The 22,711-nt window shown below is 49.9% G+C and carries 22 protein-coding genes; 4 read left to right on the top strand and 18 right to left on the bottom strand.

Translation table 11 applies throughout. From position 1 onward, the window contains the following. Positions 1 to 16: 16 nt before the first annotated feature. From SPL68_RS11205 to SPL68_RS11160, 10 genes are all read right to left on the bottom strand, one after another. Positions 17 to 832, bottom strand: a complete 816-nt coding sequence (locus SPL68_RS11205) for an SDR family oxidoreductase (protein ID WP_323815236.1) — start codon at positions 830 to 832, stop codon at positions 17 to 19. A gap of 31 nt (positions 833 to 863) precedes the next feature. Next, positions 864 to 1,535: a TenA family transcriptional regulator gene (locus tag SPL68_RS11200; protein ID WP_323815235.1), complete on the bottom strand. Its 672-nt coding sequence runs from the start codon at positions 1,533 to 1,535 to the stop codon at positions 864 to 866. After that, positions 1,522 to 3,096 carry an AMP-binding protein gene (locus tag SPL68_RS11195; RefSeq protein WP_323815234.1) on the bottom strand — a complete coding sequence of 525 codons (1,575 nt, stop codon included), beginning with the start codon at positions 3,094 to 3,096 and terminating at the stop codon, positions 1,522 to 1,524. Before SPL68_RS11195 ends, SPL68_RS11200 begins: the two co-directional genes overlap by 14 nt. Further along, positions 3,096 to 3,845: a thermostable hemolysin gene (locus SPL68_RS11190; protein WP_323815233.1), complete on the bottom strand. Its 750-nt coding sequence runs from the start codon at positions 3,843 to 3,845 to the stop codon at positions 3,096 to 3,098. Before SPL68_RS11190 ends, SPL68_RS11195 begins: the two co-directional genes overlap by 1 nt. A 94-nt stretch (positions 3,846 to 3,939) precedes the next feature. Next, entirely contained in the window at positions 3,940 to 5,946 is a 2,007-nt protein-coding gene (locus SPL68_RS11185; protein ID WP_323815232.1) for a transglutaminase TgpA family protein, read from the bottom strand. Further along, the gene (locus SPL68_RS11180; RefSeq protein WP_323815231.1) at positions 5,936 to 6,949 is read right to left on the bottom strand and encodes a DUF58 domain-containing protein; all 1,014 of its coding nucleotides are present in this window, start codon (positions 6,947 to 6,949) and stop codon (positions 5,936 to 5,938) included. The genes SPL68_RS11185 and SPL68_RS11180 overlap by 11 nt, the downstream gene beginning before the upstream one ends. 3 nt (positions 6,950 to 6,952) lie before the next feature. Further along, positions 6,953 to 7,867 carry an AAA family ATPase gene (locus tag SPL68_RS11175; protein ID WP_323815230.1) on the bottom strand — a complete coding sequence of 305 codons (915 nt, stop codon included), beginning with the start codon at positions 7,865 to 7,867 and terminating at the stop codon, positions 6,953 to 6,955. 121 nt (positions 7,868 to 7,988) lie between these two features. Then, entirely contained in the window at positions 7,989 to 8,930 is a 942-nt protein-coding gene (locus tag SPL68_RS11170; RefSeq protein WP_323815229.1) for a GGDEF domain-containing protein, read from the bottom strand. 177 nt (positions 8,931 to 9,107) lie between these two features. Further along, positions 9,108 to 10,538, bottom strand: coding sequence for an alpha/beta hydrolase (locus tag SPL68_RS11165; protein WP_323815228.1), 1,431 nt, complete (start codon positions 10,536 to 10,538; stop codon positions 9,108 to 9,110). Then, positions 10,539 to 11,339, bottom strand: a complete 801-nt coding sequence (locus tag SPL68_RS11160; RefSeq protein WP_323815227.1) for an esterase/lipase family protein — start codon at positions 11,337 to 11,339, stop codon at positions 10,539 to 10,541. It abuts the gene before it with no gap. An 83-nt stretch (positions 11,340 to 11,422) separates the two neighbouring features. Between SPL68_RS11160 and SPL68_RS11155 the strand changes: the two genes are divergently transcribed. Next, positions 11,423 to 12,265 carry a TatD family hydrolase gene (locus SPL68_RS11155; RefSeq protein ID WP_323815226.1) on the top strand — a complete coding sequence of 281 codons (843 nt, stop codon included), beginning with the start codon at positions 11,423 to 11,425 and terminating at the stop codon, positions 12,263 to 12,265. Here the strand turns inward: SPL68_RS11155 and SPL68_RS11150 are convergent. Both SPL68_RS11150 and SPL68_RS11145 read right to left on the bottom strand, forming a co-directional pair. After that, complete coding sequence (locus SPL68_RS11150; protein WP_323815225.1) at positions 12,248 to 13,609, bottom strand: GGDEF domain-containing protein; 1,362 nt, start codon at positions 13,607 to 13,609, stop codon at positions 12,248 to 12,250. The genes SPL68_RS11155 and SPL68_RS11150 overlap by 18 nt on opposite strands. 140 nt (positions 13,610 to 13,749) lie before the next feature. After that, positions 13,750 to 14,895: a glycoside hydrolase family 18 protein gene (locus SPL68_RS11145; protein ID WP_323815224.1), complete on the bottom strand. Its 1,146-nt coding sequence runs from the start codon at positions 14,893 to 14,895 to the stop codon at positions 13,750 to 13,752. Positions 14,896 to 15,112: 217 nt separating this feature from the next. Between SPL68_RS11145 and SPL68_RS11140 the strand changes: the two genes are divergently transcribed. Beyond that, positions 15,113 to 15,526, top strand: a complete 414-nt coding sequence (locus SPL68_RS11140; protein WP_323815223.1) for a SufE family protein — start codon at positions 15,113 to 15,115, stop codon at positions 15,524 to 15,526. Positions 15,527 to 15,535: 9 nt separating this feature from the next. Here the strand turns inward: SPL68_RS11140 and SPL68_RS11135 are convergent, their stop codons facing one another. The 6 genes from SPL68_RS11135 to tcdA all read right to left on the bottom strand — a co-directional run bounded on the left by SPL68_RS11135 (position 15,536) and on the right by tcdA (position 20,859). Continuing rightward, positions 15,536 to 16,219, bottom strand: coding sequence for a cytochrome c3 family protein (locus SPL68_RS11135; protein ID WP_323815222.1), 684 nt, complete (start codon positions 16,217 to 16,219; stop codon positions 15,536 to 15,538). Positions 16,220 to 16,222: 3 nt separating this feature from the next. Then, a complete protein-coding gene (locus SPL68_RS11130; protein ID WP_323815221.1) occupies positions 16,223 to 16,747 on the bottom strand; it encodes a nitrate reductase cytochrome c-type subunit in 525 nt (174 codons plus the stop codon). A gap of 17 nt (positions 16,748 to 16,764) precedes the next feature. Then, the gene (gene napA, locus SPL68_RS11125) at positions 16,765 to 19,269 is read right to left on the bottom strand and encodes a nitrate reductase catalytic subunit NapA (RefSeq protein ID WP_323815220.1); all 2,505 of its coding nucleotides are present in this window, start codon (positions 19,267 to 19,269) and stop codon (positions 16,765 to 16,767) included. Next, the gene (locus SPL68_RS11120; protein ID WP_323815218.1) at positions 19,266 to 19,619 is read right to left on the bottom strand and encodes a chaperone NapD; all 354 of its coding nucleotides are present in this window, start codon (positions 19,617 to 19,619) and stop codon (positions 19,266 to 19,268) included. The genes napA and SPL68_RS11120 overlap by 4 nt, the downstream gene beginning before the upstream one ends. 44 nt (positions 19,620 to 19,663) lie before the next feature. Next, the gene (locus SPL68_RS11115) at positions 19,664 to 19,864 is read right to left on the bottom strand and encodes a periplasmic nitrate reductase, NapE protein (RefSeq protein ID WP_323815217.1); all 201 of its coding nucleotides are present in this window, start codon (positions 19,862 to 19,864) and stop codon (positions 19,664 to 19,666) included. A gap of 191 nt (positions 19,865 to 20,055) precedes the next feature. Next, positions 20,056 to 20,859 (bottom strand): tRNA cyclic N6-threonylcarbamoyladenosine(37) synthase TcdA, encoded by an 804-nt coding sequence (gene tcdA / locus SPL68_RS11110; protein ID WP_323815215.1) that lies wholly within the window; start codon positions 20,857 to 20,859, stop codon positions 20,056 to 20,058. Positions 20,860 to 21,005: 146 nt separating this feature from the next. On the opposite strand from tcdA, the gene SPL68_RS11105 reads away from it, so the two are divergent. Further along, positions 21,006 to 21,629, top strand: a complete 624-nt coding sequence (locus SPL68_RS11105) for a response regulator transcription factor (protein WP_323815214.1) — start codon at positions 21,006 to 21,008, stop codon at positions 21,627 to 21,629. A gap of 222 nt (positions 21,630 to 21,851) precedes the next feature. Further along, positions 21,852 to 22,700, top strand: coding sequence for a CheR family methyltransferase (locus SPL68_RS11100; protein ID WP_323815213.1), 849 nt, complete (start codon positions 21,852 to 21,854; stop codon positions 22,698 to 22,700). Positions 22,701 to 22,711 lie beyond the last annotated feature (11 nt).

Raw genomic sequence — 22,711 nt, 5'->3', positions numbered from 1 at the left:
AAAGTGGTTGAATCGCTTAAGAATTATGTTCGAGTGGCGCCTGCGCATGGCGACGAATTACGGGTAGCTGTCCGCGCAAGGCTTTATCAATAATCCAGGGAAAAATACTGTTGATGCGTAAAAATAATCGTTCGGGCCAACCGATATTGGCATCGCGCATATGACTAGAAGAAAGCATGGATTCCACTTTGTGGGCAACCAGTTCCGGTGAGTCCATTGCGTTGCCAAGTTCTTTGTTCATCGCGCAAACCGCATCGCTATTTAAGCTGGTGTTAGTTGCACGTGGTGCGAGATAGGCGACTTGAATATTCGTGTCGCCAAGTTCGCGTCGCAGCGCTTCGCTAAATCCACGCAATGCAAATTTGCTCGCGCAATATGCACTAAAACCGGGATAGCCAAGGCCGCCAAAACTGGATCCGATAGTGAGAATACGGCCGTGATGTTTATCCAGAAATGGCAGTGCCAAGCGAGTTAATAAAATCGTTGCGGTGACATTGGTGGCAATTAATTTTTCGATAGCATCTGGATCATTGTCTTCCAACATGCCAAATAAGTTTGTGCCTGCGCAGTTGATTAACGCATCCAGCGGCTCCTGTAGTGCGAGCAATGCAGTGCGAATGATTTCGCGGCCGCTGCGACAACTAATATCGGCTTGCAGTACAAAACCGTCATTGCCGCGCACATTTAATTCGCGTGCAAGGGCATTTAATGTCTGCGTTGATCGACCGACAAGAATCAGGCGCGCACCTTGCTCGGATAGGCGTCGCGCAATGGCTTTGCCTATGCCGCCACTGGCGCCGGTGAGTAAAATGAGCTTGCCTTTAATGTTCATTTTTTTGCCTCGCTAGGAGCGATTATTTAGGTCAAGCTGCTTGTGCGATAGACAGTTTTTCAATTGAACGGAAAATATTGCCGTAGAGTTTGAAAAACATTTTTGCCGCGTGGACTATGTCATCCTGATCTTTTTGCTCGGTTAAGCTATTCATCAACTTCTCAAAAAACACCATGTGTTCCTGATCGAGACTGCCGTGCGAACGCAAATATGAAAATGCTTTGTTAGGTAGACCAAGATGTTTCTGGATAATGTCCGCAGCCTGGGTTGCTAAATTAATACTGGTGCCTTCAAGCACAAACACCATGCCGAAAAATGCCATAGGGTTGTTACGCATGACTGTGTCATAGGCGTAGGCAACCATTAATTCGGTGGCTTCATTGGGGCGGCCGGAGCGCACCGCTTCTTTGTCGCTATCGCACGCGGCTATGTCATTTAATATCCATTCCTGATGTCCCAATTCCTCTTCAATATATTCGGCAATTGCCTCGCGGTAAGTTTCCTTTTCGGAGGGCAGGCGACTGCCAACTGCCATCAATAAGGGCACTGTATGTTTTACATGGTGATAAGCCTGAGTTAAAAACTCACGATACTCGTCCAAACTGAATTGGCCTTGGCCAATACAGCGTTGAATAATGGGCGCGCTTAACAAGTAGTTGCGCTCAGACTGGGTTTCAGTTTGCAAGCGATTAAAAAATGTCATAAACAACTCCTGCGTGTTGCGGTGAAGTGTGGCATGCGTGAGTAGAAGAATCTGAATAGATGGCGGCAATCGCCCCCAGGTACTGGCCAAGTATTGCAGCGCGGCGCAAACGGCCGTTGTCAGTGAGTAACTGATTGGCCGGAGTAAAGGCTTCGGCGGCTACAATAAATTTTTGTACACGCGCGTAATCGGGCAGGCGCTGATTGATCGTGCGAATATCCTGCATAATGTGTTCGGCGGTAATCTGTGCGGAGGCAGGTACAATAATGGCACTGCAAAAGGGTTGTGAATCGCCAATCACCATAACCTGTGCAATGGAACGGCAGAGCGATAATTCGGATTCAATCCACTCGGGTGAAATATTGCGCCCGTAACTGCTGATTAGCAGATTTTTTTTGCGGCCAGTGATAAAAATAAAACCTTCATCATCGATATAGCCCATATCGCCGGTGTCCAGCCATTCATCTTGGGTGGTGGATTGACCGAGATAACCGCTAAATACATTGCCGCGCACTTTGATGATGCCTGCGTCAATTTTTATCTCGACATGATTTAGCGCGCGACCAACGCTGCCAATTTTCTCTGCGCCCGGCGCGTTCAAACTGACAACCGATGCGCACTCCGATAAACCATAACCTTCGTACACGGCTATGCCCATTGTGCGCGCTTGTTCTATTAAAGTGACGGGCGTGCGTGCGCCGCCGACCGCAATAAATTTTAACGATGCTGGCAAAGCAAAACCCTGCGCACTAGCGGCGACAAAGCCTTGCAGAATTTGTGGTAATACAATCAGGCTATTGGGTTGGTAGTGATGCAAGGCTTGCAATAATGTGGGCAGTGATAATTGCGAGCTACCCATCAAACCAAGCGTTGCGCCCGGTACTGCCACTATGCGTTTGCCGAGATAGAGCGGCACATAAACGCCGGCAATATTTTCCAGCAGCGTACTTAAGGGCAATAAATTCAGGTGCGTATTGAGTTCTTGCTCTGCATTGGTTGCGGAATAAATTCTGTCGGCCAGCGCACAGGTAACATTTTCCAGTGCATTGGTTGAGAGTAATACGCCTTTGGGTGTTCCGGTTGTACCGGAAGTGAAAGTAATTTTGGCTACCGAAGCCAGTGCTTCAGATGCATCATTTTTTTCTGTGGCATTTTTATTTTGAGCAATCGTGTTAGCTAATTGATCAAGATAAATATTGGCGATAGGCGAAGCTTTTCTTTCACTGGTTTGGGCTACAGAATTTATGTCGCCACAGACTAATAAACTGGAAAGCTGCGCTTGAGCAATGACATGTTGTAGCTGTGTATTGGAAAAAAAGCGCGGCAATGGCACCAGGGTGATATTCGCTTGCCAAGCTGCGAGGTCGGCAATAATCCACTCGCTGGAGTTTTCTCCCCACAAGCCGAGGTTATGGATGTTTTGTTCGATCAACCAATTTGCAAGCAGATCAATTTTTGCAACCAATTCTGCATAAGATAGCTGCACTGTTTCGCTCGTCAGCGCAATTTTTTGGGGTGTGGCCTGCGCATGCTGATAAATAGCAGAGAGAATTTTATTCATTATTTAACTCCATCGCGGATTACTGAAAAAGGTTCAGTATTAAATTCTGCCGCTGCAAGTTGCGCGGCAATTTTTTCGATTGGGCGCTTAATAGCGGCAACGGTTGCGCGATACATAGGGTTTTTGCGCGCGGCTGCCATCGCGGGACGGTTATCGCCAAACATGACTTGCGGATTGTTTGCGTAGTAGCTGCCCCAGCTGGCGCCGCCGTCGGGCAAAACGGCGGGATCTGCATCGGCCAATACCACTGGTGAATAATGTAAACGTGCGAGCAACGCCTTGACTTCACGCGTGCCGGTGAACAATACGTAGTGATAGCCCAAACGTTCCAACACTTCGCCGATCACAATAAACAGCAACAGGCTGCTGCCTTTCCACGTGGAAACCAAATTGCCAATTTCAACGATTTGATTGCGGGCGATTGGCTGCCCGAGCTGGTCGCCTATCACTTGCTCAATAGGAGCAGTTAAATATTGTTCAGCAAATAGTCTGCCGCCACTGGCGGGTGCCAGACCTACGGCTGCGGAATATTCTCCGCCGCAACGCAGGCTAATAATATTGGGCAAAAAATGGCTGACTTGTGCGTGGTGTACAGCGCAAAAGCGATCATGAATATAAGCCTCAACTTCGGCGCGCTCAGCTGACTGGGCGCTATGCAATCCAAAACGGGGGATTTTAATTTGCGGCAAACGTGGCATATGCCAGCTGGCAGAGACGGGTTCCGGTAACAAACTGGATAGGTCTTTCATACTGCATCCTCAGCGATGGGCTTTCTTAGGATGCAGAGTAAAAAATCAAACTTAAGGAAAAATTAAGGCAAAACAAAATTTGGATTTTTTAGTGTTAGCGCGGGAATTGTTTAACGGCGCGTTCCAACGCCACTAAATATTCTGCCTGATTTTGGTAGGCGACCTGCTCAAACAGTCGGGTAATGCGGGTTAAATTCGGAGTGAATTGCGGCTCGCTGTAATTCATGCGCTTAACAAAATCGCCCAGGGTTTCCCCTGTTTTACGCCGATACCCGAGTTGCGCCAGTTTGCGTTCAAGCTTGTGAATGGCCTGAATTTCCGGGCGCAGATTGGGGGCTTTTTGGTTGCGCAATAAAAACCACACAAAAATCGCCACGCCCACCAAGCCAAAACCAATCAGCCAGAGGGTAATGCGCCATGTCTCTGTGCCACCCAGCAATCGGGTCAGCAATCCTTCTTGAGCTTCGTTATCGTAATTTAGTACCCAGCGCTGCCAGCTGTAGGTGGCGGCATCCCAGCGCAGCTGCAAGTTGTATAAAAGTTGCGATGAGCGCCAGCGGCTGGTCACTAGCTCTTGATCATCTGCGCCTAAAGCTTCATCCATGCCTTGTTCGATACGATTGGGCGCAACGGCAGCGGTGGGGTCGATCATCTGCCAGCCGCTGCCTTCAATCCAGACTTCGGTCCAGGCGTGGGCGTCGGATTGGCTGACGAGTAAATAGTTTTCCACTGGATTCCATTCTCCACCCTGATAGCCCACTACCACCCGCGCCGGTATGCCCGCCGCGCGCAGCAAAAAACTAAAGCTGCTGGCAAAGTGCTCGCAAAAGCCGCGTTTACTGTTGAATAGAAACTCATCGACTGAGTGTTCGCCCAGTAACGGCGGTTGCAAGGTGTAGGTAAATTCGCGATTAAACAGCGACAGGGCTTTATCGATAATTTGCTCGTTGTTCAGATTTTGGCTGCGCCAGCTTTCTGCCAATGCACGGGTTTGTGGATTGCTGTTGAGCGGCAGGCGAATGTTGGCTTCACGCTGAAAACTGTTGAGCTGCGGCGTTTGTGACCAATCGATTTGTAGCGCCGAGGTGACTTGATAGCGCATCCGCTGGGCGACGGGAATGCGGTTCATCAGTAGCGAATCGGCGGTGATGCGAATTGAATTGCTGGTGTTGCTGACGCTTTGCGGCGTCATCAGACTGAACAACCACGGCTGACCATGGGGTTCCATGATGATGCTGTAATCGATCAATTCACGTTTGGTGCCTTCATCTGCCTGACTGCGCGGCGTAATGCCCCAGCTATCGCGCATACGCCAACTGCGGCCATCAAAACTGTCCAGCACCAATCCGCGCCAATAGAGCTGGCTGGCGATGGGCGGTTGGTCGGCAAATTCCACGCGAAACGCGGGGGAGCGATCTTTGGCGAGATTGCCTAAATCGCCGGGCGAAAGGCTATCGCTAAAACCGGTTTTGGCGGCTTGCTGATTGGGTATCGCCCAAAGCGGCCCGAGGCGTGGAATCACCACAAACAGCACCAGCATAATTGGCAGCGCATGAAGCAAAATCGCGCCGCCGCGTTTCAAGCGCAGGCGCGCTGTCTGGCTGTGGGTGAGGTAGAGCGAGCGCCAGCTGGCGAGCAAAAGCACCACGCAGATAACACCATAGAGTGCCGCTTGCGGAGTTTGGCTAAACAGAAATTGGGTGGCGGTGATGATAAAGCCGATAAACACCAGCAGTTGTGCATCGCGTGCGGAATTCACTTCTAATAATTTGAGCGAGAAGGCACACACCAGCAGGCCGACCATCGCCTCGGTGCCGGTTTTGCCCGCGTAGCTGGCAAAGAGTCCACCGGCACACACCAGCGCCAGCAGGGTTTTGATCAGGCTGCCCGGTGCGCCCCAGCGACCGCGAAACATCTGTGTGCGCCAGAATGCGGCGAGCGCCCAGACCAGCCAAAGCCAGACAGGGAGGCTGATCAATAAAGGCAGTATTAGCACTGCTTGCATCGCCAATAGCCATGCAAGTTTGTCGCGCTCCAGATATTCCGCTTGCGGCGGTTTTACCTTGCTGTTGGAAAGTTTGCGCAGACGACTAGCGAGCATGGCCAAACTCCCGAGCAGGCTTGCGTGGTAAGTTGAACTCCGCCAGTGCGGTTAACACACTTTGCAGGTGATGCTCACCCAAAGCAGGTGCCAGTTCGATCCCTGGTAGGCGCAAACCATAGGGAATCTGCCGCTGTTCGTAATCCAGCGCCCAATAACAGAGGCCGGACAAACGCAGCTCTTGCGGCAGGTTCAAGCTGTCCCAATCGAGCCATTTTTCGGCCGAGATATAAGCCTCGTACTCTTTGGTGAACAGCCCCTTGTCCTGCGCAAATTGCTTCCAGGCGATGTGTTTGATCGGGTCGCCCGGTTGATAATCGCGCAGGCCGCTAAAATCATCGCCGCCGCGCTGGCTGGTGCCGCCGTCCTCTTTGCCATTGCTGGCTTGGGCTTTGGGTTCATCGCTTGCGATTGGCGCAGGGTAAATAAGTGCGTGGGCATCCAGATTTTGCCAGCTCCAGCAGCGGATAATGCCGAGTGGAAAACGGCTCTGGATCAGTAAGCGGCCGGGGCGCATGTGGCCGCGCTCATGGCTTTGCGCGCGCACTATCACCTGTTGCGGTTCGTTGTGCTTGAGGCTGATGGTGTGCGTTTCCCCATGCTGCCAGCGCAGTTCCAGGTTGTCGCAACCGGCTTTGTTGCGACAATTTAGCTCCAGCACAAAGTTCACGGCATCGCCCGCAAATGCCGGGCGGGCGCCGACAAAACGGATGCTGATACCGGCGAGATTGGCAAAGGCGTGCAAAATGCCCACCACAAAAATGCTGACCAACAGATAGCTCAGCCCCAGAATCAGGTTGTTCTGGTAGTTGGTGCCCAGCAGCCAGATCACCGCCGTAATCAGCAAATAAATCAGGCCGGTAAAATTGGGAAAGGTGTAGAGGTTTTTGCGATTGAGCAGCACTTGAGATGCGCGTGGCGAACGCCGGTCAAGCCAGCGTTCAAGCCTATGCTGAAGGTATTGCTTCCAGCTTGCGCGCAATCCGCTATTGGATTGATTCACGGCTTAACCCAGTACGTTCACGCTATCGCGCAGGTGTTTGATCAGCGGCTCGGAATCCTGACTATGACCACGGCCGCGCACCCTATGGCCAACCACCGCAGGCAATACGCTTTGCACATCTTCCGGCACCAGATACTCGCGATTGTGAATCAGCGCCCATGCCTTGGCAGCGCGCAGCAACGCCAGAGCACCGCGCGGTGATAAGCCGTAAGTAAATTGGGTATCGCTGCGGGTAAAGGCAACAAGTCGCTGCACATAATCGAGTAGGGCATCGCTGGCTTTAACCTGCTGCACTGCCGCTTGAATCGCTGCCAACTGCTCGTGCGTCACCATAGGCGCGAGCTGACGAATGCGCGCGCGTGGATCTACGCCTTCAAACAACATGCGCTCCGATGCCGGGCTGGGGTAGCCGAGTGAGATGCGCATTAAGAAGCGGTCGAGTTGCGATTCGGGCAGCGGAAAAGTGCCGCTTTGCGAAAGCGGGTTTTGCGTGGCTATCACAAAAAAGGGTTTAGGCAGCGGGCGGCTTTTGCCTTCAATCGTGACCTGACCTTCTTCCATCGCTTCTAATAACGCGCTCTGGGTTTTGGGTGAACTGCGGTTGATCTCATCGGCTAACAAAACTTGCGTAAAAACCGGGCCGGGGTGGAATTTAAAAACGCCTTGTTCGCGCTCAAAAATCGCTACACCGAGAATGTCGGCGGGCAGCAAATCGCTGGTGAACTGCACTCGCTCAAACTTCAGCCCCAATACTTTGGCGAGGCAGTGGGCGAGCGTGGTTTTGCCCATGCCGGGCAGGTCTTCAATCAAGAGATGTCCTTCGGCGAAGAGGCAGGCGAGGGCGAGGCGAACTTGTTGGTCTTTACCTAAAACGATTTGGTCTACTTGCTCGATAATCTTGCTGATCAATGACTGCATGGGAAACCCTGAATTTTTGTTTTATCAGGTGCCAGCATAGCGCAGGAGAAAAAGTGGGGGGATAAAGAATCGCAAAGCGGGCACACAGTCACAAGTGAATCGGGTGCCGGTTGATGGTTGTTTACTCTAGTGCGACTACGCAGTTGCGCCCTTGTTGCTTGGCTTGGTAGACCGCTTTATCGGCGCGCTCAAACCACTCGTCTGCAGTTTCATCAGGGTGAAGTTGGGCGCAGCCAAACGAGGCTGTCAATGCACCATCCGGGTCTTTTAATTCTGCCTCAATTTGCTTGCGCAATTGCTCGGCGATTTTTAATGCTTCTTTGAGTGCAGTATTACGGGTTAAGACCACAAATTCTTCCCCACCGAAGCGGAATACTCTATCGGTTTTGCGGATGCGTTTTTTCAGTAGATTAGCCAAATCGACAAGTACAACATCCCCTAAATTGTGGCCGAATTTATCGTTCACCATTTTGAAAAAGTCCAAGTCCAACACAATAAGGGTGGCGGGAGTTTGGTTACGTGCGCAGTCTTCCATACTCATGCGCAGCTCTTCATCCATTGCACGGCGATTGCCCAACTGAGTGAGCGGATCCTGGATGGCGATGGATTGCAGCATGTGTTGCTGGCGATGGGTGAGTAGGGCAAATACGTAGGCCATGCTGGCGCACATCAATAGCGAGGCTAACATCGCGAGTGTACTGGTGGTGCTTGGCAAATTCAGGGCGATAGGAGTAACCGCAGCAATCGCAACTACATTCATCATTAAGGCTGCTCTGGCGCCAAGTAAAAACACATTGGCCAAAAGGATAGGGAACAGCCAAAACACAAAGATAGGGTCGTTAAGGTGAGCGACTATGACTGCACCTGCAGAATAAAGAATGGACGTGATGATGGAGATGGCTTTGGTAACCTGACCGTGTCGCCAGGTATAGAGCGCGCTGCTGACCGATACTGCAACAATCGCCAAGTCAACCAGCGCGTTTAGATACTCACCATTGAAGTAACGGATTACACAAAAAGGCGCGACTACCAGACTGGCGAGAATCGCGAATAAATACACCATGCCAAGTTGAAACTTGTTTTTCGAGTCGGTCAGCATAATTGCCGGCGAGCGCTCCCATGTCGAAATTTTTTGTGGCGCTCAACCTGTGCGCCCTTTTATTGCTCACAGCATAGTCGGCAAATGTTTTATTTGCTCAATTATTTTTAACAATGACCTATGTGAATTGCGTTGCAAGCGTTATTGCTCGACGCTCAACCACTGCTCTATGCGCTCCTCCATATACGCATAAAAAGGATTGGAATAGAGCCGCATCCCCGCATCCGCCTTAATAATGATTGTGTTGGTTTCGCCGCGTAAATGTAGGTTTCCCAAACGAATGCCGTAAAACTCGTCTTGTTTTGGTTCCAAACCAAACGTTGGATCATCGGCGGGGAAGGGAACTGCAATATGAGAGAGCGAATACACACCAGTGGGATAGCTCAAATCAAGTGGGCGCTCTTGAGTTGCGAGGCCACCCGCTGCTTGGCGAAATTCACTGACCTGGTTTGTGGTTGGATTGCGATTACTGATTTTCACCAAATCGTACTTGTGGGTTTCCTGTGGGAAGGTGTTGTCCATAAAGCTGAGCGCTGCCGGTTTGGTGATGGGCGCAAGATTATTGTGGCGATTAAGATCAAACAGCACCAGCTCGCTCTGATTTTGCGGCAGATAGCGGTAAAAATAGTTTCTGATCGCGTCGGTTTTGACGGTGCTATCGATCAGCGATTGGAAGGTTAATACCGGCGGTAATTTTTGCAGCTGATTGTCCTTAGCCATTTTTTTAATTTTTTTCTGTAGGTGCGTTGAAAGCCGATGTGCTTGCCAGCCTGCATTGACCGGGAAGGAATTGTATTTAAACGGGTTGTATTCCGGGTTTTTACTCAGCCAGCGCTTGGAGCTGAGCAGCGGTAAATGGCCGACCATATCGATTGATTTGGTAAAGCGCGCTGCTTTACTAACGCCGATCATCGGCGATAAGAGCACGATTTTTTTTGGCAGTGGCAGGTTTGAATCCTGTAATGCATCCAGCGTGTAGTTCAGGGTGAGGGCGCCGCCGTTGGAGTAGCCGAGCATATAGAAGTTGGGGTTATCGCCCAGTAACCGTTGCATCTCTTTAACGGCGAGCAGGGTTGCGGCAGCGGCATCTTCCCACTCCATGCTCAACAGCCCCGAAGGCACAGTGCCGTGGCCGGGAATACGTACCCCAATGACCAGAAAGCCCTGCTGCTCCAGCGTTTGTGCAAGGCTGCGCACTGAGTAAGGTGAATCACTCATGCCGTGCAGCATTACAATTCCTGCACGCACCGTCTTGGGGGTGAGCACAAAACTGCGGTTCCAGTTGGGCGTTTGCTTGAGTGTATAAAGTGGTGATTCAGGCGAGTAGCGATAACCTGCGGTTGTATCTTCAGCCGCGAGCTTTTCTGCCAGCTCGGCAAAGGTTTTTTCCTCCTGTGCCAGATAATCACTCCACTGGTAGTTGGGGTTTTTATCCAATGAGTCGGCGGTGAACTCTTGCGTCAGCTCAATGCGATGCCAGGGCTTTGCGCTACTGAGGGTGCTGCAACCAGAGCATGAGGCCAACATCAATAGCAGGCTGAGGGTGATGGTGAGCCGGGTAAATCTGCGCATCTAAAGATCCTTGTCGTCATTCGCGGGAGTATGAATAAATGTTCCCTGTTGTAAAAAATGTAGAGTCTGCTCCATTACATTCTCATCTTTCATAATGTAAGGATGGGAAACTGGCAGCGAGATAAAATCGCGCATTCCATCGATTTTGGTATTTTCCACGGAGACCTTACCGTCATCGGGGTTAGGTAAATATAGCGATAAAATCAGATTGATGCTGGTCGTGCCTGCAATAACACCCAGCTCAAAATTCACTGCACCGAGATTATTGGGAATACTTGCAGAATCGGTACCCAATTCATTTCCGGCAGGCCCATTGAGCCAATCAAACGGAGGCAAATTTTTTAAGCGATCAACCACCTGACTTCCTTTGTTCGGTGGCGCGAGCATCACCACGCGTTTTAATTCGGGGATCTCCTGCTGGCTGAGGTATTGGCGAACTAAAATCCCCCCCAGCGAATGAGTTACAAAATGAATGCTGCTACTCGATTGTTGACGACAGCTGGCAAGTGCAGGTGGAATCGCTTTTTCAGTAAGCGTGGCGATGGGAAATTCGCGCGATGGATAATCCACATTGACTACAAAATAATGATTCGCCTGCAAATAGTCGCGCAGCGGAATCATGGATTTACTGGTGCGTGCCAAACCGTGCAATAAAATGACACACTCGGGTAGAAGTTGCGGATGTGAGTCTGCTGTTGTTTCAGAAATCGTATCAATGACTGTATTTTGTGCGTAACTAGAGACACTTACAGCAATACTTGTCAGTAGTGAAATTGCAAAAACGAGTGATGGTTTTGTCATTGAGTGTCATTCCATAGGTGTCGGCGAATTATGCCACAGTCACTCTGCTGTAATTAATGTGCAGCTAAAAAGGAGTAATCAACATGATATTTTTTGATTCACATTGCCATTTCGATTTTATCGAATTCAATGCTGACCGCGCTGCAATTTGGCAAGCCTGCAAGGCGCAGAATATCCATCATTTATTAATGCCGGGAGTCTGCCCAGATCAATGGCAGGTGGCGGCACAACTCTGTGCACAATACACGGGTTTGGTTTATGCAGCAGGGGTTCATCCCCACTGGATTGAACGGCAGGAATGGCTAACCTATGAAACGACCGGATTATTCACGGCAGCAACTCAAGAAAAACTGATCGCATTGATGATTGCAGAAGTTGAGCAAACGCAACTCAATGGAAGCTCGACAAGTGTTGCATCCAAATGTGTAGCAATAGGCGAGTGCGGTTTGGATAAACTGATCGGCACGCCTATCGAACAGCAACAACAATTGTTGAGTCTGCATATCCATGTCGCCAACCAATTAAATAAGCCACTGATTGTTCACTGCGTTCGCGCGCACAATGAAATGATCGCACTATTCAAAAAAAATAAACCCAAAGCGGGCGGAGTGGTTCACGCTTTTAACGGCAGTTATGAAATTGCGCAGGAATATGTGGGTTTGGGTTTTTATCTCGGCGTGGGCGGCACCATCACTTACGAGCGCGCACAAAAAACTCGCGCAGCGGTTGCGCAAATCCCACTGGAAAATTTACTGCTGGAAACCGATGCGCCCGATATGCCACTGCAAGGCAAACAAGGTCAGCGCAATAGCCCGGAATATCTGCCTATAGTTGCGCAGGTATTGGCGGAGTTGCGTGGTGAAACAGTAGAAACAATTGCAGCGACAACCAGCCGCAATGCGCTGAATTTATTTCACTGCGGTTAATACGGCGGGCGCTTGAGTGGAGGTGCGCACACAGTTGCGGCCTTGGGCTTTGGCCACATAAAGAGCTTTGTCGGCGCGGGCGATAAAATCGGTGGGGGATTCCTCCTCTAGCATTTGCGCAACACCAAAACTGGCAGTCAGTTTTAACCCTTTTGGCCAGTCGTGTTCGCTAATACAACGGCGCAATTTTTCAGCTAAGCCAGATGCTTTATCCAGATTGGTGTCAGGGCAGGCGAGTACAAATTCTTCACCGCCCCAGCGTGCGAGTAAATCCTGACTGCGGGTGTTTTCGCTCAGCACTTGTGCAAAAACCAGTAATACCTGATCGCCCAGATTGTGACCGTAGGTATCGTTAATATTTTTGAAATGATCGATATCGATAAAAATAAGTGATAACAAGGGCGTTGAGTTGTTATCGTTCGGCTGATTAAACACCGGCGCTAATCCATCGCGATTTAATACCCCTGTTAATGGGTCGCGCGTCAGGCGATCTTCCAATTTTTGGTGCTGCTGGTTAAGTAGCGAATTAAGTGCTTCCAGTTGCTGTTGGCGCTGTAAATGGGTTCGTAACTCCTGTTTGGCTTTGCGTAGGGTATCAATAAAGAACGCCAGTGCCAGGAGTATCCAAATACATAACAGAATAAAATACACGGTATGGCTATTGAGATATTTCCCGCGAATTTCTACTCGCTCAATAATCATTTGATATTTGCCTGGCGTTACATTTTCGCCAGTAGATATTTGTACTCCGCGGATATCTTGAAATTCTGGCCCCCAGTAATCCGGTGCAATTTTTCCTTGGCTAAGCCACCAGCTAGGCACTTGCATTTGGCTCATTTGAATGCGTTGTGGGTAGTGCGAATGAGTATCAAATAATTCGATAACGTTGTACTTGAGGGAGTTGTCGTTGTTTGGTTTTGAGTAGGCAGGATTAAAGTTGATTAATTGAACACGCATACCAAATGCCTGCGGTGTTGAATACTTTGCCCAGATATGAACTTGTTGATAACTGCTTAAATTTAGCCCATTGCCGTTTTCATCACGCACTGTAAAGCTGATCTCACAGTAGGGCCAAGGGTATTCAGAGGCGATGATGTCGCAGTCAAGAATGAATTGCTGATCTTTGCGTGTGAGTGTGGCTACCGATTTGCCACCGTTGCCACGGTCGTCGATGGATTCAACGTAATATTGAGTATTTGGATCGAGCAGTAGAATTTTATCAGGGCCGTAGGCCTGAAATGCAAAAGTTAACAGAGTGATAACAATCAGTAATCCAAGCAGCCTTGCTTTTAATAGATCGTGCTGGATAGTCATGATGGATGTTATATGTTTGTTAATTTTCACAAGTAAAGCACAATTTTTCTCTCTCTGACAGAGACTTGTGCAAGTCTCATTGTGCTTATAACAATGAGACAGGTTTTACTGTCACTCTATAAACAAATGAACAGTAAAACCTGAAAATTAAATGCAATCTAGAACAAGGTTTATTTGACTATATTGGTCAGATTTTTGTGAGTCAGGTTTTTATAAATAGTATCGAGCAGACCATTGTTATCGGTATCGTGCGGCAATTGCCAGAACATCATGCCGCCCAATTTATACTGTTGAACATAACGCGCTTTTTCGGCGAGTGAGCGTTCATCATCAAAGGTGGCAAACGTTTTTTTGCTGATGCTGTAAAAACTGGGCGCTTTGGCGATGTCATCCCAGTAGTACACATAGCCGTCGGCGGGTTTAAAGCGAGTTGCAAATTCTTTGTAGTCAGCGCCTTCAACATGAATTCCCGGTTGATATAAACCATTATTAGTGGCCGCAACCTGTTCCCATACGCGCGCATAAAAGGCAGCACCTATCACAATTTTTTCGGCGGGCACGCCATTATTTATTAAATACTGCACGGCGTTATCGGTTGAATCTTTTTGTTGTGGAGTGGAGAAAAGCGCGGTGTGGTGGCCGGTGTGCGGAGTGGCGCCGTTGACTATGTCGTAGCTCATCAGGTTTACGTTATCCAGCAGCGGCATAATTGCCTTCCAATCCACCGCGGTTTCCAAATAGCTGTCAAATCCACCTGCGGCAAAACTCAATTCATATTTATCGCCAAAGGCTGCACGTAATTCTTGCACCAGTGCAGTGAAGTTTGCGCGGTCATAGGTGGCGAACTTGTGGCCGGGGAAGCCGGCGATAGTCGGGTACTCCCAATCCAGATCAATACCATCGGCGTTGTACTCTTTAATAATCGCCAAGGTGGATTGGGCAAAGGCTTTGCGGTTATCGGCATTATTAAACACATCGGAGCAGGTTTCGCAGCCGCCCCAGCCACCGAGTGAAAGCATGACTTTTAAATGGGGATAATCTTTTTTGAGCGCGACCAAGCGCTGCATGGCTTGTTTGTCAGTAGCAGAATCAAAGCTGAGCTGATTGCCTTGTAGATGCAAAAAACTGTAGATGATATGCGTGAGCTGGTTGAAGTTATAGCGCTGCAAATCACTGCCATCGCCCATATAGTAAGCGATAATTTTGGGCGCAGTTGTGGCAGATTCAGTCTGTGTTTTAGCCGTGTGCTGGCTAGTACAGGCGCCCAGAGCCAAGGCAAAAAGACCGGCGCTAATAGCGGATAAAAACGATTTCATAAACATCCCTCGGTGGATAAACCTATTATTTATCGTTCGCGAGAGCAGATTTGTAGTGGTAATGGTGGCGATCTATTTTGCTGTCTGGCAGCAATATTATGTGTTTGCATTTTAACCACAGTCAGTGCGGATAAGCGCGAGCGAACGAGTAAAGATTCTTAAAGTTAATACATCGCTTTATAATCGGGCTATTAACACTTTTACTGGGAATAACGGCGTGAATAACGGCCATATCAAATGCGATAACCTTGGTGCAGTAAATCTGCCTGAATTAATGGCCGCGACCAATTGGCAGCAGCAGTACAAATTGATTATCCAGTGGGGAAAATTAATTCGCCCCAAGGCGGATATTCGAGTGCCTGACAATCTTATAAAAGGTTGCGAATTGCCGGTGTGGTTGGTGCATCAAGCTGATGATAATCAACATTTTTTTGCGTTCGATTCCGACAGCAGTGTGATGAATGGTTTGGCCGCTTTATTGTTGGTACAGGCCAATGGCCAATCGTCAGCGCAGTTGCGCGCCTTGGATATGACCGCATCCTTGCGGGCGCTGGGTTTGGAGCGGCATCTAACCCCATCGCGCAATAACGGTTTAAAAGCAATTATTGCGCGCTTGCAGGGTTTTGCTTAATTGCTTGGTTTAATTGGCCGCGCGCGGTGCTGCGGCAATTTCCTGTGCGATATACAGCTCCCAAGGCTGCAAACTCTGTTTGAGCATTTGCTCGTGCATAGCATCTGTGACCATGGGAATTCCCTCCATATCAGGCAGGTGATGGGCGATACCCTTGTGGCAATCGATGCAGGTTTTTTCGCCGCTGGCGAGCAGCGTTGAATGCATGGCTTGTGCACGCGGTGATTGCAAGGTGAAATCCATGGATTTCAGCGCGTGACAGTTGCGGCACTCAAGCGAGTCGTTGGCTTTTAACCTTGCCCATTCGCGCTCTGCTAATTCGCGGCGTTTTTCCAGAAATTTTTCGCGCGTGTTAATTGTGCCAAACACTTTCCCCCAGACTTCTTTTGACGCCTGCATTTTGCGCGCGATTTTGTAAGTCCAGTCGTGCGGTACATGGCAGTCGGAGCAGACCGCGCGCACGCCGGAGCGATTGGTGTAATGGATGGTCGCAGTCAACTCCTGAAACACATTGTTTTCCATCTCATGGCAGCCAATACAAAAGGTCTCGGTATTAGTCACTTCCAATGCCGTGTTAAAACCACCCCAAAAAATAATCCCCGCTAAAAAACCACCCAAACTTAATGTGCCCATGCCGATATAAGCGGAAGGGCGTCTGAAGCGTTGCCAGTAATCCTTAAGTAACCTGAACATGGATTACTCCTTATGCTCGGCTTGTAAAACAGTGTCGATACTTTTGAAACTGTTAGGGCGTGCTGGCGCTACATCGGCTTGGGGCAAATGGCATTGCACACAAAAATATCGGCGCGGGGAAACGGCTGCAAGCGCCTGACCATCGCGGTCGTAAAAGTGGGTGATGCTCACCATAGGCGCGCCGGTTTGCGGGCTGGCGCTGCGGCTGTGGCAGCTTAGGCACATATTAAAATTTTTATCGATTTGGTAGCCGCGAATATTGTGCGGAATAGTGGGCGGTTGTTCGGGATAGTTGCGATTGCCCGGTTGCGACGTGATTCGCTCGCGCGGAATTTTGGGTGCAGGTAAGTCCTGACTCAAGGTGCCGCCAGGACGAATGCCATCGGGTGCAGGTGCATCCAGATTCGTTTTTTCTGTAGCAGATAATTCTTGTGCTTGAGTTTGCTGCGCCTGCACATAAATAGCAGTGATGCTCAGTGCACTCAATCCGCACAGAAGGCTGATCGCGAGCAGAATTTTTTTGGTCATTGTGCTTCTCCTTCGCGCTAGGCCAGACTGACAACGTCGATTTTCACAGCGCACTTTTTGAAATCGGTTTGCTGTGAGATCGGGCAGGTTGCATCGAGCGTGACGTTATTGATCAGGCGTGTGGCATCAAAGAAAGGGACAAATACCAATCCGCGCGGCGGTTTGACTCGCCCGCGTGTTTCTACTCGCACTCGCACACTGCCGCGCCGGCTGGTGATGCGCACTTCGCTGCCGCGTCTTACACCCAATGCCTCTGCATCTTCGTGATGCATATACACCAGCGCATTGGGAACGGCTGCGTGTAATTCTTCAACGCGATTGGTCATGGTGCCGGTGTGCCAGTGCTCCAAAACTCTGCCGGTACTGAGCCAGAAGGGATAGTCTGCATCGGGCGCTTCCGCTGGCGGCTCATAGGGAAGAGCAAAAATAATCGCGCGTTTATCGGCATGGCCGTAAAACTGTACACCGCTGCCTTTTTCCACATAGGGGTCGTAACCTTCGCGATAGCGCCACTGGGTTTCTTTGCCTTTAACAACAGGCCAGCGCAAACCGCGCGCGTTGTGGTAGTCGTTAAAGTCGGCGAGGTCATGGCCGTGGCCGCGGCCAAATTCGGCGTACTCTTCAAACATACCTTTCTGGATGTAAAAACCGAACGCATCTGCCTCATCATTTTTGTAAGCGGGGTCGCGCTCGCTATTGGGGAATTTATTGATGCTGCCGTTGGCGAACAACACATCAAATAGCGATTTGTTTTTATAGTCGGGCGCTTTGGCCAGTAAATCGTCTGGCCAAACATCATCGGTTTTGATGCGTTTGGAGAATTCGATAATTTGCCACAAATCAGATTTCGCCTCGCCCGGTGCGCTGACCAGTTGATGCCAGAATTGGGTGCGGCGCTCGGCGTTGCCATAGGCTCCTTCTTTTTCCACCCACATGGCGCTGGGCAAGATTAAATCGGCGGCTTGGGCTGACACTGTAGGGTACACGTCCGACACCACCACAAACGCATTGGGGTTGCGCCAGCCGGGTAAAATTTCTCCGGCAACATTGGGGCCTGCTTGCATGTTGTTGCAGACTTGCGTCCAGTAAAAACGAATCACGCCATCTTTTAATTTGCGGCTTTGTACAACCGCGGAAAAACCGACTTTTTCGGGGATAGTCCCTTCCGGCAGCTTCCAGATTTTTTCAGTGGTCGCACGGTGTTTGGGATTGGTGACGACCAGATCCGCCGGCAAACGATGCGCGAAAGTACCGACTTCACGCGCGGAACCGCAGGCTGATGGTTGACCGGTTAGCGAGAAAGGGCTGTTACCCGGTTCGGCGATTTTGCCGGTGAGCAAATGCAGGTTGTACACCATATTGTTTGCCCAGGTGCCGCGCGTGTGTTGATTAAAACCCATCGTCCAGAGCGACATGACTTTAATTTTTGGATCGGCATAAATTTCGGCAAGACGTTTTAAATAGGCTTCATCAACACCGGTTTCTTTGGCGGTGTATTCGAGCGTGTAGGGTTTTACAAATTCGGCAAAATCATCAAAGGTAATATCGCTCCAGCTATTGGCTTTATCCGCACCCTTGGCGTTTTGCTGGCGCGGATCTTCCGGGCGCAGGCCGTAACCAATGTCATCCTGCCCCTTGGCAAAGCGCGTGTGTTTTTTAACAAACTCTTCGTTGACCTTGCCATTTTGAATAATGTGGTTGGCGATGTAATTCAAAATAATCAAATCGGATTGGGGTTTGAATATCAGCGGTAAATCGGCCAATTCAAAACTGCGCGTTTCGTAGGGCGATAAGACTGCAACCTGCACATGGGGGAAAGACATGCGCCGGTCGGTGATGCGGCTCCACAAAATCGGATGCATCTCCGCCATATTGGAACCCCAGAGCACAAAGGCATCGGCGGCTTCAAAATCGTCGTAGCAGCCCATAGGTTCATCCATGCCAAAGGTGCGCATAAAGCCGGTCACAGCCGAGGCCATACAGTGGCGCGCGTTAGGGTCGAGATTGTTGGTGCGCAATCCGCCTTTCATAAATTTACTGGCGGCGTAGGCTTCCCACACTGTCCATTGGCCGGAGCCAAACATGGCGACGCTTTCGGGGCCATGATCGCGCATCGCCTCCTTGAGTTTTTGTTCCATGATGGTGAAAGCCGCGTCCCAACTTACCGGAGTAAAATTGCCGTTTTTGTTGTATTTGCCATCTTTCATGCGCAGCAGTGGTTGATGTAAGCGGTCGCTGCCGTACATGATTTTGGAAAGGAAATAACCTTTCGCACAATTTAATCCACGATTCACTTCAGCTTTTACATCGCCGTGAGTGGCAACTACGCGGTTGTCTTTTGTTGCCACCATCACCCCGCAGCCGGTGCCGCAGAAACGGCAGGGCGCTTTGTTCCAGCTCAGGCTGGTGAGTTCGCGGTTGGTGATCAGGTTGCTGGCGGAGGCGGGGAGAGGGATGCCAATCGCAGCAGCGGCCACCGCAGCGGCATTGGCTTTGGCAAACAGGCGGCGGGTGATATTCATAGCGGTTGCTCCTCGCGCGCAGTGATGGCCGGTGAGTACTCATCGGCAAGATCTGAGCCGGATAAATATTCGTGGTAAACCAAAGCGGCATTTAATACGCCGGGCTGATTGCGCAGCGCATCCAAAAAATCGGCAATCGCTTTTTCTGCTTCACTTTCCGTCACTATCACCATTTTTCCCTGCGCTGTTTCAGCATGAATTTCTGCACGAATGATGGTGTTTGATTCATCGCTCAGCCAGTGGCGAACCTGCGCCACATATTCTGGCCGCACATGGGCAATCAGGCTGGCGATATGCAGTTGCTGGGGCGGGGAACTAATTTCCTGTGCGGGAATAAATTGCTGGTTCATAACTAATCCCTGAGTGCGAATGGCGATACAAAAATATCAATAATTTAATACGGCCCCGGTGGCCCCATAATTAATTGATAAAACCAAATGGAAAATCCCATAGTGGCGACCAGCGCGACAGTGAGAATCGGAAACAAAAAAACGATGATAAAAATAAACAGCCGCCACTCTTTCTTTTTTTCAGAGTGAGCGTCAGCGGCGAGATTAGAAGTGAGCGAGCCGGGTTGGTGATGATTGTCCTGCATCAGCTGGTCTCCGGTATGAATGAAACCCGTTTTTAGCCTAGCTGTGTTTTGTTGCGATGCAAAACCCGAGGTGCAGTGAATTTTGCCAAATTGATATAAATCAATTTCAACTGATGTTCGACGTTATAAATAATGAAAACGATAAGTTTCAACGAAATAATCGATGAGAAAAACTACCATTCGTGAAGGATTTATTTGTTGGCGACCTTGGTAAGGTAACGCTCAATTGCGCGTGTTGCTGCGACAAATCCGAAGGTGCCGGTCACCATCACACTGGAACCAAAACCACCGGCACAATCGAGCTTTACGCCATCGAGCAGGGCTTGTTTATCCATGCACACCGAGCCATCGGGTTGCGGGTAGACCATCTGCTCGGTTGAGTAGACAGCATCAACACGGAAACGGCGATTGGAGTCGCGCGCAAAATTGTGGTGGCGATAAAGTTGTGAACGTACCTTGGCGAGCATAGGGTCGCTAATAGAGCGCCCCAAATCATCCACCGTCACCGCCTGCGGATTGCGTTTGCCGCCCGATGAACCAACGCAAATCAGGCGCACTTTGATTGCCAAACAATAAGCGACTAAACGCGCTTTCAAATGTGCCGCATCTATGGCATCGATCACCACATGATGCTGTTTGCCCACCAGCGTTTTCATGTTCTGATCGTCGATAAAATCTTCGACCGAATGGATGATTAATTCGGGATTGATATCGCGCAAACGTTCGGTAATCACCTGATTTTTGGGGCGGCCGATATTGGATTTAAGCGCGTGGGATTGACGATTGGTGTTGGTAACACAGACCTCGTCCATCTCGATCAATGTCAGCTCGCCCACACCCGAACGCGCCAGCGCTTCAGCCACCCAAGTGCCTACGCCGCCTAAACCTATCACCACAAAATGGGCGTTGGTGAGTGCCGCCAGAGCGTCCTGACCATAAAGTCGGGCGAGGCCGCTAAAGCGTTGCAGATAATCGGGCGTTACAGGTCTGGTCATATTGGTGCCGTTTAAACTGGGTGCAGGGAAAGCTGGCGGCTTTTTAACGGAGATGTCCCGCGAGCGCAAGCGGTAATTCATGCGCCATCTGCTACACTCCAGAAGCTATTAGGCTATTCACAACTTCTATTAATAATGAGTGATTCATGAGTAAAGCGGCTGCCGCTACGGCGTATCTGATTGATGATGACAGCATCACCCTGGAGTTGATGAGCGGAATCATTGAGCCTATCGGGGTGGAACCCTTGTGTTTCAATAGCGCAGAGGCGTTCTTGGAGGCCTATTCTCCACGCGCCTGCGAATGTGTGATCAGCGATATGCGTATGCCCGGTGTCAGCGGTTTGCAGCTGCACAAAGCGTTGCAGTTGCGCTATCCGGTGCCGCCGCCACTGATCATTGTGACCGGCTATGCCGAGGTGAGCGCTGCGGTTGAAGCCATGAAGCAGGGCGCGTTTGATTTTGTGGAAAAGCCGCTCAATGGCCATCAGTTTTTAGAGAAACTGCAAGCGGCATTATCGCTCAGCCGTCAGCTGCATCAGCAGCGCCTGCAACTGGCAGCTCGCGAGGCGCGCATCGCACTGCTTACTCCCAAAGAACAGGAGGTGTTGCAAGCCGTGCTCGATGGATTATCGAGTAAAGATATCGCCAGCAAATTGAATTTAAGTGTGCGCACGGTGGAGAACCATCGCGCGCGGATTATGGAAAAACTGCGGGTGAACTCCGCAATGGAATTGATGCGCGATTTTATGGCGCCGAACGTCAACCGCTAATGCGGTTGGCGGCTCTGCTTTATATGTTTTTTGCTCCCGCCTAAGTGTTTCCCCTCAGACTGACTGAGTAGTTTTACTCTCCCTGCGTGTTTGCCAAACCTTCAAACTAATAACCAATCCAAAAAACCAATCGGGCAGCCACATACAGCGCCAGTGCGCCAAAATAGCCTGCTTTGTTTTTTGTCTATGTCCGTATGTCTCTATAGGTATCGACCCAGGAATATGAGCCTCAACATCAGCACCAATATCAGCCCAGTAGCGTTTCAAAAGATTCGCGACTACGTGCATCGCACAGCGGGAATTATTATTGGTGCCAATAAAACCGCGATGGTGACTGGCCGTCTGTGGCGTCGGTTGGAATTGTTGGGCTATAAGGATTACGAAACCTATTTCAGCTATGTGTCCAGTGCAGCGGGTGCGCAAGAGTGTGCAACCATGTTGGATTTGCTTACCACTAATGAGACTTATTTTTTCCGCGAGTCAGCGCATTTTGATTTTTTGCGCAATCAAATTATTCCACAGCAGGGGCAGCACAAAATGCGCATCTGGTGTGCGGCCTCATCAACTGGCGAAGAACCCTACAGCATTGCCATGGTATTGGCTGACCAGCTGGGCCGATGTGATTGGGATATTTTAGCGACCGATATTTCCAGCAAAGTTCTGGAGCAGGCATGCACAGGTCTGTATCGCGCAGAGCGCATCAGCCATATTCCTGCGGATTATTTAAAAACCTATTGTCGCCGTGGTATTGGCGAATACGAAGGCATGTTAGCGGTAGTGCCATCGCTGCGTTCGCGTATTACTTTTGAACAGCATAATTTGTTGTATGCGCGCACCAAACCTGAACAGTTTGATGTGATTTTTTTGCGCAATGTGCTGATCTATTTCGATAACGCCACCAAACAAAAAGTGATTGAAAATATGTTGCAGTCACTGCGCCCCGGTGGCTGGTTAATTTTGGGCCACTGCGAAAGTTTGCAGGGGTTGAAAGTGGATATCAGTGCAGTGAGTCCTTCGATTTATCGTAAAGCAGCTACAGTTTTGCCGGCGCCTGTGCGCGTGGCAAGTTAAATAATTATTTT

It is taken from the genome of Cellvibrio chitinivorans, from assembly GCF_035117775.1.
GTDB classification, from domain to species: Bacteria; Pseudomonadota; Gammaproteobacteria; order Pseudomonadales; family Cellvibrionaceae; genus Cellvibrio; species Cellvibrio chitinivorans.
The sequence above is the reverse complement of the archived record's forward strand: the minus strand, read 5'-3'. Positions and strand labels throughout refer to the sequence as shown.